This is a genomic window from Mesorhizobium sp. ZC-5 (genome assembly GCF_025753855.1).
Taxonomy (GTDB): domain Bacteria; phylum Pseudomonadota; class Alphaproteobacteria; order Rhizobiales; family Rhizobiaceae; genus Neomesorhizobium.
In genome coordinates, this window is record NZ_JAOWPT010000010.1 from 77,388 (window position 1) to 92,976 (window position 15,589).

The 15,589-nt window shown below is 61.6% G+C and carries 14 protein-coding genes; 9 read left to right on the forward strand and 5 right to left on the reverse strand.

The genetic code is table 11. The annotated features are described in order from the left end of the window. Positions 1-40 precede the first annotated feature (40 nt). Positions 41-1,411, forward strand: a complete 1,371-nt coding sequence (locus OHD58_RS22300) for an FAD/NAD(P)-binding protein (protein ID WP_263805700.1) — start codon at positions 41-43, stop codon at positions 1,409-1,411. A 39-nt stretch (positions 1,412-1,450) separates the two neighbouring features. On the opposite strand, the gene OHD58_RS22305 is transcribed toward OHD58_RS22300, so the two are convergent. The 3 genes from OHD58_RS22305 to OHD58_RS22315 all read right to left on the reverse strand — a co-directional run bounded on the left by OHD58_RS22305 (position 1,451) and on the right by OHD58_RS22315 (position 3,833). Further along, positions 1,451-2,542, reverse strand: coding sequence for an LLM class flavin-dependent oxidoreductase (locus OHD58_RS22305; protein ID WP_263805701.1), 1,092 nt, complete (start codon positions 2,540-2,542; stop codon positions 1,451-1,453). Between the two features lie 89 nt (positions 2,543-2,631). Next, positions 2,632-2,775 carry a hypothetical protein gene (locus OHD58_RS22310; RefSeq protein WP_263805702.1) on the reverse strand — a complete coding sequence of 48 codons (144 nt, stop codon included), beginning with the start codon at positions 2,773-2,775 and terminating at the stop codon, positions 2,632-2,634. Positions 2,776-2,939: 164 nt separating this feature from the next. Beyond that, a complete protein-coding gene (locus OHD58_RS22315; RefSeq protein ID WP_263805703.1) occupies positions 2,940-3,833 on the reverse strand; it encodes a DMT family transporter in 894 nt (297 codons plus the stop codon). 89 nt (positions 3,834-3,922) lie between these two features. Between OHD58_RS22315 and OHD58_RS22320 the strand changes: the two genes are divergently transcribed. Beyond that, on the forward strand, positions 3,923-4,846 hold the full coding sequence (locus OHD58_RS22320) for a LysR family transcriptional regulator (protein ID WP_263805704.1): 924 nt from the start codon (positions 3,923-3,925) through the stop codon (positions 4,844-4,846). A gap of 122 nt (positions 4,847-4,968) precedes the next feature. Here the strand turns inward: OHD58_RS22320 and OHD58_RS22325 are convergent, their stop codons facing one another. Beyond that, entirely contained in the window at positions 4,969-5,577 is a 609-nt protein-coding gene (locus tag OHD58_RS22325; RefSeq protein WP_263805705.1) for a helix-turn-helix transcriptional regulator, read from the reverse strand. Between the two features lie 268 nt (positions 5,578-5,845). On the opposite strand from OHD58_RS22325, the gene OHD58_RS22330 reads away from it, so the two are divergent. The 7 genes from OHD58_RS22330 (at position 5,846) to OHD58_RS22360 (ending at position 13,202) form a co-directional block, all read left to right on the forward strand. Continuing rightward, positions 5,846-7,771: a BTAD domain-containing putative transcriptional regulator gene (locus OHD58_RS22330; RefSeq protein ID WP_263805706.1), complete on the forward strand. Its 1,926-nt coding sequence runs from the start codon at positions 5,846-5,848 to the stop codon at positions 7,769-7,771. Positions 7,772-7,784: 13 nt separating this feature from the next. Further along, on the forward strand, positions 7,785-8,195 hold the full coding sequence (locus OHD58_RS22335; protein ID WP_263805707.1) for a hypothetical protein: 411 nt from the start codon (positions 7,785-7,787) through the stop codon (positions 8,193-8,195). Between the two features lie 70 nt (positions 8,196-8,265). Continuing rightward, positions 8,266-9,429, forward strand: a complete 1,164-nt coding sequence (locus OHD58_RS22340; protein ID WP_263805708.1) for a YcaO-like family protein — start codon at positions 8,266-8,268, stop codon at positions 9,427-9,429. 72 nt (positions 9,430-9,501) lie between these two features. After that, positions 9,502-10,179: a TfuA-like protein gene (locus OHD58_RS22345; protein ID WP_263805710.1), complete on the forward strand. Its 678-nt coding sequence runs from the start codon at positions 9,502-9,504 to the stop codon at positions 10,177-10,179. Next, positions 10,176-11,321, forward strand: coding sequence for a hypothetical protein (locus OHD58_RS22350; RefSeq protein WP_263805711.1), 1,146 nt, complete (start codon positions 10,176-10,178; stop codon positions 11,319-11,321). The genes OHD58_RS22345 and OHD58_RS22350 overlap by 4 nt, the downstream gene beginning before the upstream one ends. A gap of 158 nt (positions 11,322-11,479) precedes the next feature. Next, on the forward strand, positions 11,480-12,292 hold the full coding sequence (locus tag OHD58_RS22355) for a DUF2189 domain-containing protein (protein ID WP_263805712.1): 813 nt from the start codon (positions 11,480-11,482) through the stop codon (positions 12,290-12,292). Positions 12,293-12,503: 211 nt separating this feature from the next. Then, positions 12,504-13,202, forward strand: coding sequence for a metallophosphoesterase family protein (locus tag OHD58_RS22360; protein ID WP_263805713.1), 699 nt, complete (start codon positions 12,504-12,506; stop codon positions 13,200-13,202). A gap of 30 nt (positions 13,203-13,232) precedes the next feature. Here OHD58_RS22360 and OHD58_RS22365 read toward each other — a convergent pair whose 3' ends face one another. Beyond that, positions 13,233-15,572: a polysaccharide biosynthesis tyrosine autokinase gene (locus OHD58_RS22365; RefSeq protein ID WP_263805715.1), complete on the reverse strand. Its 2,340-nt coding sequence runs from the start codon at positions 15,570-15,572 to the stop codon at positions 13,233-13,235. Between the last annotated feature and the right edge of the window lie 17 nt (positions 15,573-15,589).

Sequence of the window (15,589 nt, forward strand, 5' to 3'; positions counted from 1 at the left end):
GGTCGCTTTTTCCCCACGAACAGCAGAAATGGTGCGGACTATGAATGAACGCGCCTCTGGCAGGCTTGCGATCATCATTGTCGGCGGCGGCGCCAGTGGCGTGCTGCTTGCCGCGCATCTGCTGCGCAACCGCGAAGCGGATATTCGCATCACATTGATCGAGAAGCGGCAGGTCTTCGGTCAAGGCGTCGCCTATTCGACAGAGTTGGCGGACCACGTGCTGAACGTCAGCGCGCTTGGCATGAGCGCCTATGCGGACGACCCCGAGCATTTCCTGCACTGGTTGATCGAGCGCGGCCTGGCGACAGCCGACAACCCGCGAGTCTATGTGCCACGCAGCGTCTATGGTGAATATCTTGCCGAGGTGCTTGGCGACCTCCGCGGCTCGGAAGGCGAGCAGGGCCGCCTGCATCTCTTGTCGGAGGAATGCGTGTCGGTCGCGACCACCACAGCCGGTGTCGAGGTCAAGCTCGCAAACGGTGCCAGCCTGGTGGGACATATCGCGGTGCTTGCCGTTGGACACGAAGAACAGCCGTCGATCGAAAAGACCGTCGCCATCCGGCCCGGATCGCCTGGCGATACGCCAATAGATCCAGACGATCCAGTACTGATTCTTGGCACCGGTCTGAGCATGGTCGACACTTTCCTTTCACTGACCGCCGGCGGGCATCGCGGCAAGATCACCGCGCTGTCGCGCCGCGGTCTGGTGCCGTCGATCCATCAGGCAGGCAGACCGATCCGGCTCGATGCCGCCGACGTGCCGCTCGGTACCGACCTCTCCTATTTCGTCCGCTGGTTCCGCCAACTCGTTCGCGACACCGAACGGAACGGCGGCGACTGGCGCGATGTCGTCGATGGCATCCGGCCATTCAACCAGCGCATCTGGCAAAGCTGGCCGCATGGCGCCAAGCGCCGTTTCATCGAACACACACGCGCCTGGTGGGATATCCATCGCCATCGCATGCCGCCCGAACTGCACGAACGTGTCATTCGGGCAATCGCCGAGGACGAACTCGAACTTGTCGCGGGAAAACTTCTCGAAGCGAAGCGCGTGGGCGACAGGTTCGAGGCGAAGATCCGCCGCCGGCACGTACCGGCGATCGAGACGATCTCCGCTGCCCGTATCTACGATTGCACCGGTATCACCACAGATCTCGCCGCCGGCACCAACCCGATCGTACGTTCGCTGATCGATCGCGGCCTGGCGAGGCCAGACCCTCTACGAATCGGGCTCGACGTCACGCCGCAATGCGCGATGTTGGGATCTGATGGCCAACCATCGGAACGTCTCTTCGCGATAGGGCCGCTGACGCGCGGCGCCTTTTTCGAGATCGAGGCGATACCCGACATCCGCGTCCAGTGCGCCGGGCTTGCCAGGCAGTTGGTGTCGCGAGCCGGAATCGCGGCTTAGTTCGCGCTACTCGCGAATGCAATCTTCAAGCTAGGGCGGCTAAGCGGAGTACCGCCGAACAATCGTGTCGGTGGCCGGCATCGCCTCGCCGTAGGGTTCCGCCCTATGCGCGTCATGACGCGCAATTGCACGGCGAACCAGCGGCGCGACGGTGTGACCGAACGCGGCGAGCTCGTCCGCCGTTTCGAAACCGTGCAGATGAAAATCCGACACCCCGATGTCGGCATAGTCAAGAACCGCCAGTGCGACCTGTTCGGCGGAACCGGCCACCGTTGTGGCCGATTTGCTCGGGGCGTCCGGATCGCGTGCCAGATTGTCTGCAGCCAGCCGGCGAAGCCGCTCATCGTCGGTCCATCCCGAGAAACGGTCGGCCACGAGGAAGGTCCTGCGTTTTATCCCGTTTCCTGCCTTGTTGGCGGTACGGCCCAGCTTCTCCCATGCCTCTTCCCGCGTTGCCGCGACCACCGGACGCACCGGATAGGAAAAGCGGATGGCATCGGCGCGGCGATGACATGCAGCCGCGGCACGGACCCGCGCGATCGTCTGACGCGTCTCGTCGACGGTCGCCGCCGGTAGCGCGAAGATGTCGGCATGGCGGGCAGCCACCTTGATCGCCGTGCCGGAAAGGCCGGAGAGCGAAAGTGGTATATGGCTGCGCTGGAACGGCTTGGCCGCGCTGAAAGCGCCGGTAATGCTGTAATGGCTACCTTCGTGATCGATGGGCTTTTCGTTGGCCCAGAGCCGCTTCAGGAGCACCAGATACTCGTCGACCCGGGCAAGACCTTCTTCATGCCCCTCGATGCCATCTGTCTTGTCGGATTCGAACTGGACCCTCACCCGTCCGCCGCTCAACTGATCCAGGGTGGCGAGATGCTGCGCGGCGATCGTCGGAGCCACGGCACCTATGCGATGGTTCAGGAAAACGCCAAGGCTCGATGTGTTGTGCAGAATGTAGGATGCGAGGGCGGCCACGTCCTGACCGGCGGCAAGGCCGCCAACGGCCAGTCTGTCGATGCCCGAGACTTCGGCCAGCCTGCCCAGCCGGCGAAGGCCATCACGGTCGACCTGAGCACCGGCTTCATTTGCAGAAAGCGTCAGGTTTGCGGTGTGTCCGATGAATTCGATCTGCATGCAATCTCCTCCATTTGTTACGCCGATACGCAATACGCTTGAAATGCCGTTATTCTCCAGATGGAGCTGTCGCCGGCAGTGCGACGCGTTCAGTGGCCTATGAAGCCGAACACCAATGCGGCTGAAAATCCGACCGCCAGCAGGAAGGTCGCCTTGCAGGCGACGTCCCGCCACGAGGAGACGCGTGGGCGGGCAGTGACTTGACGATTGCTCGCCTGGGAAAGGAACGTCATATGGACCTCCGTATTCCCTTTAATCTACCAATTTACTAGACTTTGTCGATTTCAAATTTCGACAATTTCGCGGCAAACCGTTCCACCCCGACCGCCTCAAAATAGAAATCGAATCCCCTCGCACAAACATTGCGCGAGGCGGATTCAAAAAATCGGCGAAAAAATCAGCGTTTCAGATTGACCACGATGACGCCGCCCAGCGCCAATGCACCACCCAGGATGCCGACCATTCCAGGGACCTCGCCCAGCCAGAGGAAACCCATCGCCGTGGCGACCGGGGGCACGCAATACATGAAGTTCGAGGCGCGGGAAGCGGGCAGGCGCGAAAGCACGACGGCCCAGGTGCCATAGGCAACGAGGCTCGGCACGATGCCGAGATAGACTGCAGCAAACAGCGCCTCGCTATTGGCAGCCGCCACCTGGTCGAGCCCGCTGAGCAGGACAGGCGACAGGAAAACCGCTCCGATAACCATGTTCCATGCTGAAACCGTGAGCGCCTTGTGGCGCTTGAACAGCGGTTTCTGCACGATCGTCGAAAAGCTGTTGCAGAACGCAGCGCCAAGAATGAGCAGGGCGCCGTGGTCGACCCGCAATCCATCGCCTTCACCCAGCGCGATAAGCCCTATCCCGGCGAAGGAGACGAAGGTGCCGATCCATGCAAGCAACGGAAAACGCTCGCCGAGCAGCATCATGGCAAGTGCCGCCGTGATGATCGGATTGACGTTGATGATGAAACTGGCGGCGCCTGCCGAAACGGTCAGTTCGCCGAAGTTCAGGAGAACCGTGTAGAAACCGACGAAGACGATGCCTCCGAACGCGAAGCGCCAGATTTCGTTGAGCGCCGGCAGCGCCGGGCGCATCGCAAGAAGAAAGAGAGCGGCAGGCACGGCGGCAATGGCGAAGCGGACCGCACCGAGTTCGGCCGGCCCGAATGCCGTCAGTCCCGCCCGGATTGCCGGAAATGCCGACGCCCACGCCACCACCGTCACTACGATGGCGATGGTGGTTGTCATATCGAACGATCGCGCGGTCGGAGTTGCCAGGGCATTTACGGTCATGAAAAACTGATCCTTGAGTTTGTGTTGGCAGGAGTAGGCTCTTGCCCGAGCTGATTGACAATCGAATAATTCGATGGTCAGCTGTGAGCATGGATCACAGCTTGGCACCCGTTCTCCCACTCGAAACATTGCGTGCCTTCGAGGCCGCCGCCCGTACCGGAAGCTTTTCTTCCGCCGCCGAAAAGCTGAATGTGACGCATGGCGCGGTCAGCCGACAGATTGCCAAGCTTGAGAGTTGGCTGGGGCTGCGGCTGTTCGAACGCGGCGCGCGCGGCGTCGTGCTGACCAGCGAAGGACAAAGGCTGTTTCTTCGCACCAGCGAAGCGTTTGCGCTGATCGCCGACACTTCGGACCGCTGGAGCGAACCGCGCGGCGCTGCCGTGGTGCGTGTCAGTTCGATCCCGTCTGTGTCAGGCCTCTGGCTGATCCCCAGGCTGTCGCGCTTCGAGGCAGGCTCTCCGCCACTTCGGATCGTCCTGCATGTCGACCACCGCCAGACCGACCTCGGCGACGAGGGTATCGACCTGGCGATCCGCTGCGGTCGCGGCGCCGTCCACGGCCGCATCTCCTTGAAACTTTTCGAGGAATGGTGCTTTCCGATCGCCACGCCGGAGCTTTCTGAAAGGGTCGGCGACGGCGCGCCCGCGCGGTTGCTGGACTTCCCCTTGATCCACGATTCAGATGCGTCGGGGTGGCGGGCGTGGTTCGGTGCTCGGCAGATCGATTACCGGCCGAGGCCGCAGGACCGGCGGTTCGAGGACTACAATCTGGTGCTCGACGCCGCCGCGCACGGCCTGGGCATAGCCTTGGCCAGGCCGCCACTGACAGAGGAATTGCTGATGTCTGGCCGACTGGTCAGCGTCGATGCAAATACCGTATTGAATCCAGTGTCCTACTGGCTAGACCGTCCCGTTGGCCAACCGCGGCAGGCAGCGATGGAACTGGCAAGGCGGATCGGTGCGGAGGCAGGCTTAGACCCTCGCAAGGTGGAAAATTTCCTCTCCGGAGGCTGAATGGCCGCCATTTGAAATTGCGAAACCTGTCAATCCAAAGCGTTTTCAGGCCTGTTTCTTCAGAAACCCACCGGATTTTGAAGGTTTGGCCGTACGTTTCGCCAGTCTGCCAGCCGTTTTCGTCAACAGAGCGAGACTATCTGACGAACCAGATCGGCCTGCCGGCGGCAGCCAGATTTTGCCAGCACGGTCTTCAGACGCTGGCGGACGGTAGAGAGGGCCGCCTTGCGCCGATCAGCGACATCGGCAAGCGTCTGTCCCTGGGCGAGCGAGAAGACCAGTTCCGCCTCGGCCGGCGTGAATTTGAGGGCGTCGGAAAAGGCGGCGACCTGCTGCGCGCTCGGCGTCTTGTTGGTCCGGCCAATCTCCACGAAGATTATCTCCGACGCTATTTCGGCCGCATCCAGCGACCGTCGCAATACCTCACGATAGAGGCCCTGTGGATTATGGATCGTCACCGCGAACCAATCCATTTCGCAACTGCCGGCGAGGACGAACACTTCCTCCTCTGTGAGGGAAGTCCGGAGTTTCTCCAGCCCGGTGAAATATTGCTGATTGTGGCGCGGATCTGTGAAAATCAGGCGGTTGCCGAAGACGCTTATCGGTGCTCGCGCTTCAAGAAACGCCAGAGCCCGCCAGTTGGCGTAGGCGATCTCGCCATTCCGCGCGTCGATGGCGAGAGAAGCCTCGCGCCAATCGGGACAAGCCAGCGCCAGAACCTCCCTACCCATTCATACTCCCTGTCTCACCTGCAGCAAACAGCGCAGCCGAACCGCCGCCTCGCGACGGATTTCCGAGTCAGAGACACGCCAGCCAACGTGACACGTTCGTGACTCCGGGCGTTGCCGACGCGCAGTCGGGATTGCGAAAAATTCAGTTCCGGGGTGATTTTGCCGGATGGCTTTTTTAACCAGCGTGGAGTTACAAAACCGGGTACCGTCGGCGAGTGATTGGCAGACCTTTTTTGCCCTGGATTCAAATAACAAGAACCGGTCCGATATGCAGGATGAGCAGGTATTTTCCCTGAAGCTGTTTGGCGCACCCGCGTCAAGCCGGCCTCAGGCCGGCTTTGCCTTCCCCGCAAAGGGCTATCAACTCATCGCGCTGGCCCTCCTGTCGCCTTCCCGGCGTCTCACGAGACAGAAGGCAGCGTCGCTGCTATGGGAAAACGCCGGCGAAATCGAAGCATTCGCCAATCTTCGCCAATTGCTGGTGCGCATTCGTCGTGCCTGGCCGCCGGAACGTCCGCTGATCGAGAGTGAGGGTCCACTGCTGATCGCCGGGCCGGGTGCGGAAGATTCCGATCTCGCGGTGTTTCTCAAAAAGCACCAATCGCAAGCCGTGGAAGAACTGGTCAATGCGATCAAGATCTTCGACGGCGACCTGCTTGCCGGCGCTAGCGACTCGAATGGCGAGTTCCATTTGTGGTTGCTCGGTGAACGCACCAAGCTCAAGGACCGATTCTTTTCAACGGTCGCGACTGCCCTGCTTGAACTCACCCGCTACGGACGCGCCAAGGAGGCCGATCTGCGGACGATCGCGGAGCACGCGCTCGCCGCCGAACCGGAACGTGAACAGACCTATCGCATGCTGATCGAAGCTTATGGCCGCAACGGACTGTTCGAGCCGGCCAAGCGCCTTTACACCAACCTCACCGAACTTTTGAAGCGGGAGTTCTCCGCAAGCCCCTCACCCGAGACGGCTGCGGTGGCACGGCGCATCTTTGCTTCGGCGCGCGACCATATTGAGACCGCAGTTTCCGCCGAGCGCAATCCCCGCACACAGCCGCGCGTGGCGTTCCTGCCCCCGGAACTACCGCGGGAGGGAGCCAGCCCGGAGTTGATCCCGGCCCTGGTGCGCGAAGTGGCCAACGAGTTGTCGCGCTACCGTACCTTCAAGGTGATCGCGCCACATTCGAGCTTCCAGATCGTCCAGCCGGACAGCGCCCCGGATTTCAACCAGGTAGGCGCGCAATATGCCGTCAGCGCGATGCTGATCCCATATTCAAAGGTGCTCTCCTGCCGCCTGGCCAGAACCGACACGGGCGAAATCATCTGGGCCGGCGAATTCCCGGCTGACGACCAGAAGCTGGCGCATGCTTTCCGCCTGCTTTCTCACCAGACGGCGGCATCGATGGCACATGCGATCGAGCGCGATCGGCTGGACGACAACCATCGACAGCACGACGGCGCCGCCTATCTGCGTTATCTCGAGGGCCAAATCAGCCTGCAGAACTGCGATCTGCCCCGCCTCAGACGCGCGCGCTCGTCATTTCGCGAAGCTGCCGCCACCGATCCCGATTTTTCGGCAACGCGCGCGAAAATCGCCCAGACCTTCCAACTCGAATGGCTGATGCTTGGCGGCAACGACCCCGATCTTCTGCTGAAGGCGCGCGCCGAGGCACGGGCCGCCGTCTCGCTCGATCCCGGCGCCGGCGCCGGCCATTGGATGGACGGTGTGGTCGCGCTTTACCAGCGCGACTTCGACAGTTCGGCGGAGAGCTTCGCGGTCGCCGAGACACTCAACCCCCACGCACCCGATTTCCTCGTGCAATACGCCGACGCGCTTTATCTGATGGGCGAAGTCGATGCCGGGTGGGAGCGCTTCGAGAGCGCGGTGGAACTCAATCCGCTGGCACCCGATCACTATTGGTGGGTCGGCGCCAGCATCCTCTTCAACAAGCGCGACTTCAGCGGCGTCATCGAAATGTGCGGACGTATGAAGTCGGACGAACCGGTGATGCGCGTGCTGGCCGCCACGCACGCTCTTGCCGGGAATCTGGAAACTGCGCGGCTCTATGGCAAGCGATTGATGGAAAACTATCCGGGAACCACCGCTGCGGCTTTGGCATCGGTACCGCCATACAAGCACGAAGCGGGTAGGCAAATGCTTCTGGAAGGTCTCCGATTGGCGGGGATCAAGTAGCGAGGGGAATCCCATGAGCGACGCAAAAATGTTCGTCATCGGAGACAGCGAAAGCGGGCTGTATCTGATCAAGACCAAACCGGTAAAGATCGTACGCATCACCAAGGATGCGATCGAGCAATACGCACAGAAAAAGGGGATGTCATACGAGGCGGTGTTCGGGCTGCTCGCGGCTCGCACCCGAAGGATGGTCAATCTGGGTCAAAATAATCCGCCACCACTGCCGGACGACCCAGCTTTCTTCGACACGCTCGGCTTGGCGGTCGCCGGCGGAACCACCCTTTCCGAAGCGGAATTCTGCTTCGTCGCCGACGTCGACAACGCGCTCTACCAAGCGACGCGCGACAAGGTCGACCCGATCAAAGGGGCGTTGACCAAGCTCAATACCGGGCCCTCGGGATATGAGGATGCCGATTTCGACTGAGCTGACAGAAACGAACATTTTGCCAGGACGCGGCAAGCCGCGTCCTGTTTTGCATGATTGGAACCCGACATTGCTGGCTGACACGGTCGCTCGATGTCTGGCGCCCGATTTTCTGAAACGGCTCGGCATCACGCGGGTCGGCGACTTGACCGGGCTGGACACGATCGGCCTGCCGGTATGGTTTGCCGTCCAGCCCAATTCCCGCACGCTCGCAGTGAACCAGGGCAAGGGCCTGACCCACGACCAGGCGCGCATCTCAGCGGTAATGGAGGCGGCAGAATCGGCGATCGCCGAGCGACCTGAACGGTTGGTGGACCGCTATTGCTCGCTCAACGAGCTGATCGACGCCGGCGAGCAAGCGGTTCCACTTGGCCGCATGAGCGGTTGCATCTTCGATGCCTTCGACCCGGAGCGAGAGCGGGCCTGGGTGCCCGGCAGATCGTGGAAGACCGGCGAGCGCGTCTTTGCGCCCTACGAACTGATCGGGCTCGACATGAGAGTCGACGCGCCATGGGATCGCGACGCATTTCGTATCTCGTCGATCGGATTGGGCGCATCGACCAAATTCGAGCCTGCGGCATTGCATGGACTGCTGGAGGTGGTCGAGAACGACGGGATCGCTCCGCTCGAAGCCTTTGACACGCTGGACGGCTTCGCGCGGCCGCTGAAATATCGTGCCGGGGTCCACGCGGGTCTCGATGAGGCGGTTGCCAAATGCGCCGCCGCGGGTTTCCAGCCGCTTTTCTTCGACCTGACCGGCAATGTGCAACTACCCGTCGCCGGCTGCTTTGTTCCGCGCGACGTGACCGGCAAAGCAGGACCTGGAACCCGCTATTCCGCCGGCTTCGCCTGCCGCTTCGACGCGTACGAGGCCGCACTTTCCGCATTGCTGGAGGCGGTTCAATCGCGGCTGACTCACATTTCCGGAGCACGCGACGATATCGATCCGCCCGATTACGTGCCGTTTGCCCGGACCATACCGGCTCCACCGGCCGGTGTGCCGTCCATTGGTGAATTCGCGGCTCTATTCGAGACACAACGAGGCCCCACATTCGACACCGCCGCCAGGCTTGTCTGCCAATCCGGCGCAGAAGACATTTTTATCTTTCCGCTTTCCGGCGACAGCGAAGGCGTGCATGTCGTCAAAGTGCTGGTACCCGGCCTGATGGCGGTATTCGACGATGGCCTCGTGACCGCCGACGCCGGCATGATCGCCCGGCTGCTCGAGGATTAGGCGATGGCAAAAATCGTCTTTGCCGGCCCTAGCATATACGGAGTTGCCGCTGCCGAATTTTCCGGGCTGGATGTGCGACCGCCGGCCATCCGCGGCGACCTGCTCGCTGCGGCGTTCGAGAAACCGGAGCACATCGCGCTAATCGACGGATTCTTCGAAAACGCGCCTTCTGTCTGGCACAAGGAGATCCTGTACGCGCTTTCGCAAGGGATTGTCGTTTCCGGCGCGTCCAGCATGGGCGCGCTGCGGGCGGCGGAATGCGCCTCCTTTGGCATGGTCGGGGTGGGGAAAATCTTCGACGACTACCAAAGCGGACGGCGCAGCGCCGACGCCGATGTCGCGGTGACCCACGCACCGGCCGAACTGGGGTTCCGGCCGCTTACCGAGGCGCTTGTCGATGTCGAGGCGACGATCCGGGCGCTTCGGATCAATGGGCGGATCTCGGAAGCTGAAAGCAAGGAATTCGGGAGGGTCGCCGCGGAGCTGCATTTCAGCCGGCGAAGCTGGCCAACCATCCTGAATGCCGCAGAACTGCCGGAGATGCGGCGCGATGAGCTCAGGCATTTGCTCAAGAACGCGCGGCGCTCGCAAAAACAGGACGATGCGCGGGCATTGCTATCGGCACTGCGGCAGGGGGCGATCATCCGACCGGCCCATGCGATTGCCGCCTCTCAACTGGCACGCACGCCATTCCTGGAAAATCTCAAGGACGAGATCCGCGCGCGGCCCGCGAGAGCACAGAACCGATGAGCACCGGTTCACCGGCTGTCTCGAGGCTGGTGCCGGATTGCGGCGGCGCCATCGAAGAGATCGCCATCGCGGTAGTGCCGGGATGTTTCGGCGACAACCTGCTTTTTCGCGCGCTGCTGGAAGCGCATGGCCAGTTCGCTAAAACCCTCCCGGAAAGCGTTCTGCTGCGCGTGCTCGGCACCATGTCGACGCGGGGCCGTATCGAGCGATGGCTCGACGGGCTCGGTCTCGCCTGCCGAACGGCTTTCGTGGAAGCGGACTTGAGCACTGCGGCCAGTAGTTCGGAGTTCTGGATGCAGGATCCGCTTCTTGTCTTTGAGCGTGCAGGCGGCGGGAAATATCTGCAGCAGGAATGCGAGAACCCCGGCGACCATGCAACCTGGTTGTCACGCGCCACCGGGGTTGCCGTTGAAAACGGGCACTTTCACCTGCCGGGTGGCAATTTGCTGGTGGGACCGGATTTCTGGCTGACCGGCCAGGACAGCATAGACCTGACCCAGGCAATCATCGATCGAAATGGAGAGACCGACACAGCTTTCGAGCGGCTGTCGGCGATCGACTCGCGACCGCTGTTCGTTGCAGGTTACGGCCACGGATCGCTGGTGGACGAGACGCCCCGCGCCGGGGTCTGGAACGACCCATACCGGTTTCGCCAATATGGCGGCCATATCGATCGGTTCATTGCCGTAACCGGGCTGACCGCCGAAGGACGGCCTAAGATCGTCGTCGCGGATGCCAAGCTCGGACCGGGTGGGCAGGCCGCTGAACTCGGTCCGGCGCCACAACGGCTCGACCGGACCGCTGAGCGGCTGGAATTGCTTGGCTTCGAGGTTCTGCGCAATCCGGTGCCATTCGTGCCGGCCATTGGCGACCGCCAGCTCAGGGCGCGACTCTACAACAATGTGCTGGTCGAGAACGAGATACGGAAGGGGCGCTCGAAACCGCTGGTGTGGCTGCCGCAATATGCCGATGCGGAGCCGGAACTGGCATGTTTCGACGCCGAGAATTCAACGCTGTGGGGGGACCTCGGCTTCGAACCGGTTGCAGCGCGCGGCTGGAGCAAATTGACAGTGGCGATGGGTGCCGTGCGGTGCGCGACAAAGGTCCTGAAAAGAAACCCCTCTTTCCGCTTCACGCCATGAACGTGGAAACTGCTCCCGCAGTTCCTAAGGGCGCGACAAATTGTCCCGGAGTGTGTATCATCACCCTTGCAATGCATGGTCGCGTCCCGCGTGACCGGCCGTTCTCACGGCACAAGCGTGGCTCGCGACCGCTCCGAACCCTATGGGAGAAAATGGTCATGGCAGGCTTTCACGTGATTGCAGGGGCTAGCGAGACACTGGCCCACCCCAACGTGCGGAAAATCGGCGTCGCCGACTTGATAGACGCGCTTCACAAGGGGTTCGACGATTTCTGGGAGAAGCCGTCGCACTATGTCTTTCTGTGCCTGATCTATCCGCTGGTCGGCGTCGTTCTGGCCGCATGGACATCCGGCAACAACGCCCTGCCGCTGCTATTTCCGCTGATGTCGGGTTTCGCGCTCCTGGGACCTTTCGCTGCAATCGGTCTCTATGAAATCAGCCGCCGGCGCGAAGCCGGACTCGACAGTTCATGGTGGCATGCGCTGGAAGTGAAGGATTCACCGGCACTTCCTTCGATCGCCGCCGTCGGAATATTCCTGCTCGCCATCTTCGTCGCCTGGCTGCTCGCCGCGCAGGCGATCTACCAGTGGTATTTCGGCGCTTCGGCACCCGAATCACTCGGCAGTTTCATCAGCGACGTGCTCGGTACACAGCGCGGCTGGATGCTGATCATCGTCGGCAATCTAGTCGGGTTCGTTTTCGCGGTCGTAGTGCTTGCCACGACGGTCATCGCCTTCCCGATCCTGCTCGACCGCGATATCGGTGCCTATGACGCAATCTACACATCGGCGAAGGCCGTCATCGCCAACCCGGTGACGATGGCGATCTGGGGACTGATCGTCGCCGCGCTGCTGGTGATCGGCTCGATACCGCTGTTTGCCGGGCTTGCGGTGGTCATCCCCATCCTCGGCCATGCGACCTGGCACCTCTACCGCAAGGTGGTCGAACCGCCAGCGCATGCAGGCCAATAACCACTTCAGAGAAGACAGAAGAAAATCAGCCGGCTGCGAAGCCGGCTGATTTTTCTTTGTGCGGGCGCGCCCTCTCCCCGTCGTTGCGCTAAGAGGCTAAGGATGGCCAGATGCTGCCGGCAAGGAGAACCTATTGATCAAGAAACTGGCCAGCTTTCTCAAACTGGACAGACGAGCCGGGCGATCCAAGCGTGCGCGTTTGCATTTGGACATGACTAACCTGGCGGTCTACGCCATCGGCGACGTGCATGGCTGCCATGACGAACTTCTGACGCTGGAACGGAAGATCGTTGCCGACGCTGCCGGCATAGAGGCGCGCAAGCTGATCATCATGCTGGGCGACTACGTGGACCGCGGACCGGCTTCCTCCCAGGTGATCGAGCATCTGCTGGCACCGCCTCCGGCGGGCTTCGAGCGCATCTGCCTCGCGGGTAATCACGAACTGATCATGCTGGAGGCACTCGACGGAAGGATCGGTCTGCGGGAATGGAACGATCTGGGCGCGGCAGCGACACTGCATTCTTATGGCATCGATTACGACCATCTGCGCCGGGCCTTGTCACCAGACGAACAACTGCATGTTATTCTGAGCGCGATCCCGCCGACGCATATCGCATTCATCCGATCGCTGCCCATCCTGATCGATTCGGATGACCATGTGTTCGTGCATGCCGGGATCCGGCCTGGGATCGAGATCAAAAAGCAGATGGATCACGACCTGCTATTCATCCGGTCGGAGTTTTTCGAAAGCGCGCATCTCTTGAAAAAGTGGGTGGTGCACGGCCATACGCCGGTGGAACGGTCGCGGCTCGACGGCAGGCGCCTCAACCTCGATACGGGCGCCTTCCAGACTGGAAGGCTGACTGCTGCCCGCATCTGGGGGAACAAAGGGCGGATATTGTCAACCTGATTTCGGCAAGGAAGCAGGTGGCGGGGCTTGTCAGGCCTTGGCACCGATCGACGACTGATCGACATAATAGCCGGCGTATTTTTCGATGTATTGCTCAGAACCACCGAATGATCCGTAGCGGCCAAGCTGCTTGATGTCGGTCTTGTTGAGGATCAGACCCAACACCTTGGCGGCAATCTGGGGCTCCGCCTGGAGCACCGAGCGCACCAGTGCGCGAGGGGTCGCACCCCATTCGGTGATGAAGATGAAGCCATCGGCCATATGGGCGAAGGCCTTGGCGTCGACCACCGGGGCAAGGGGCGGAAGATCGACGACGACGTAATCGAACTTCTCGCGCGCATTCTCGATGATCTTGCGCATTCCCTGCGAGGAGAGAAGCTCGCTGGTATGGGAAATCCGCCCGCGAACCAGCGCCGGAAGGATGGCCAGCCGCGTCTTGCGGTCGACCTTGACCGCACTCGGCCACGGCACCTCGCCCATGATCGCTTCGACAAGCCCTTGTTCCGGCGCGGTGGACAACATACGGCTCAGGCCCGGATTGCGCAGATCGCCGTCGATCAAAAGGGTCTTCGAACCATTGGCGGCGAGCAGGCCGGCGAAATTCGCGGCGACCGTCGACTTGCCTTCGTGCGGCAGCACCGAGACGATGCCTATGACCTTGCTGTCCTTGCCCTGCAGGACAACGTCACTAGCGATGCGCGCGTTGCGCAGCGTTTCGGCGAAGGACGAGCCCGGCGCATCGATCGCCACCCGCATGATGCTCTTGAACGCAGGTTCGGCATCGCCCGCAGCAGTTGCATCCCGCTTCTGTTTCCTGGCCTTCTCCAAGGCCGAGCCACCGATGATAGGCAGATAACCGAGGAATTTCACGCCCAACTGGTCCCGGACCTCGTCGCCCAGGCGGAAGAAGCGCTCGCGGAACTCCTGCAGCGCGCCGATGCCGGCGCCCGCGATGAGGCCGAGCACCATCGACAGTGCCAGTACCATGGATTTTTTCGGGCTGGACGGCGACACCGGCACACCGGCCTCCGATATGACCCGCGCCTTGGCAATCGGGAAGGAACGCTGTTGCGAGGCCTCCTCGTAGCGCGCGAGGTAGGTCTCGTAGAGTGTCTTCAGCGCCGATGCCTTCTGCTCCAGGTCACGCAACTGCACCAGCGCCTGGCTGGATTCCTGGGTTTGACCTGCAACTTTCTTGATGTTTTCGCGAAGAGAGGCTTCGCGTGAACGCGCCACCTCGTATTCGTTTCGGTAGCTCTCGGTCAGTTGCTTCAGTTCCTGGAATATCTGGCGCGCCACGTCTTCCTGTTCGCGCCGCAAGCTGACCGCCTGGGCATGATCCTCGCCGAAACGGTTGCTGATTTCCTGCTCGCGCTTGGTGATCGAGAGATAGCGCGTCTTCAGCGCATCGATCACGGAGTTGGAACCGACCTCCTTCGAGGAAATCGTGGCGTTCTTGACCGCATTGGCTGCCCCGCTGTCAACGATCGATTGGTACTGTGTGTACCGCGCCGAAGCGCTTGCGGTGTCGGCCTGGGCCAAGATAAGCTGGCTGTTCAAGTCGGACAGCTGCTGTTCGGAAATCAATTCACCGCGCGCCGCGGTCAGACCGTTTGCGGCGCGGAAGTGCTCAACCTCGAGCGCCGCTGCTTGTGAACTGTCGCGAAGTTCGGTCAGTCGCCCTTGCAACCAGACCGTGGCACGCTGGGTAGCGTCGAAATTGGCATCGAGCTGATCGGACAGATAGGCATTGGCGTAGGCGCGCGTGATGCTGCCGGCAAGCTGCGGAACATGCGAGGTGTAAGAAACGTCGATCACGAAGCTGCGGCCAACGCGCTCGACGTTGAGCCCCTGCTGCAGAAACGCCGCAGCGCGCGCGCGGCGACTGTTCTTGAGTGCCGTCTCGGACACCTCGGGACCGAAGAAATCGAACAGCCCCACCACCGCCTTGATCCGCGACTTGAACCAACTGACCGGCGACTGCGGCGGGTTCATGAACGCTTCGTTCTCGTCCAGTTTTTCCCGGTCGACAACAACCAGCGCGAGCCGCGTCGATTTCAGGATCTCGACTTCGGTCAGCAGATTGGCGTCGCTTTTCATGTTGCTCGCGGGTGTCGCCGCTTCTTCCTGCGCGAATTTGGTGAGGTTCTCGTCGAGCAGAATTCGTGTTCCCGCCGTGTAGCTGGGAGCAGCAAACATCAGGTAGACGACGCCAAGCGCCAGACCGATGGCGGCGCAGAGTGCCACCACCCTGACACGCCGGACCGCCATCTGGAACAGCCGCTCAAGATCGATGAACCCATCCGGGTCCCCGTTGCCGGCCGACGGTATCGCCAGTCTGCCGTTGAAGGGAAGATTTCTTTGATTCATCGATCTCGCCGAAAAAA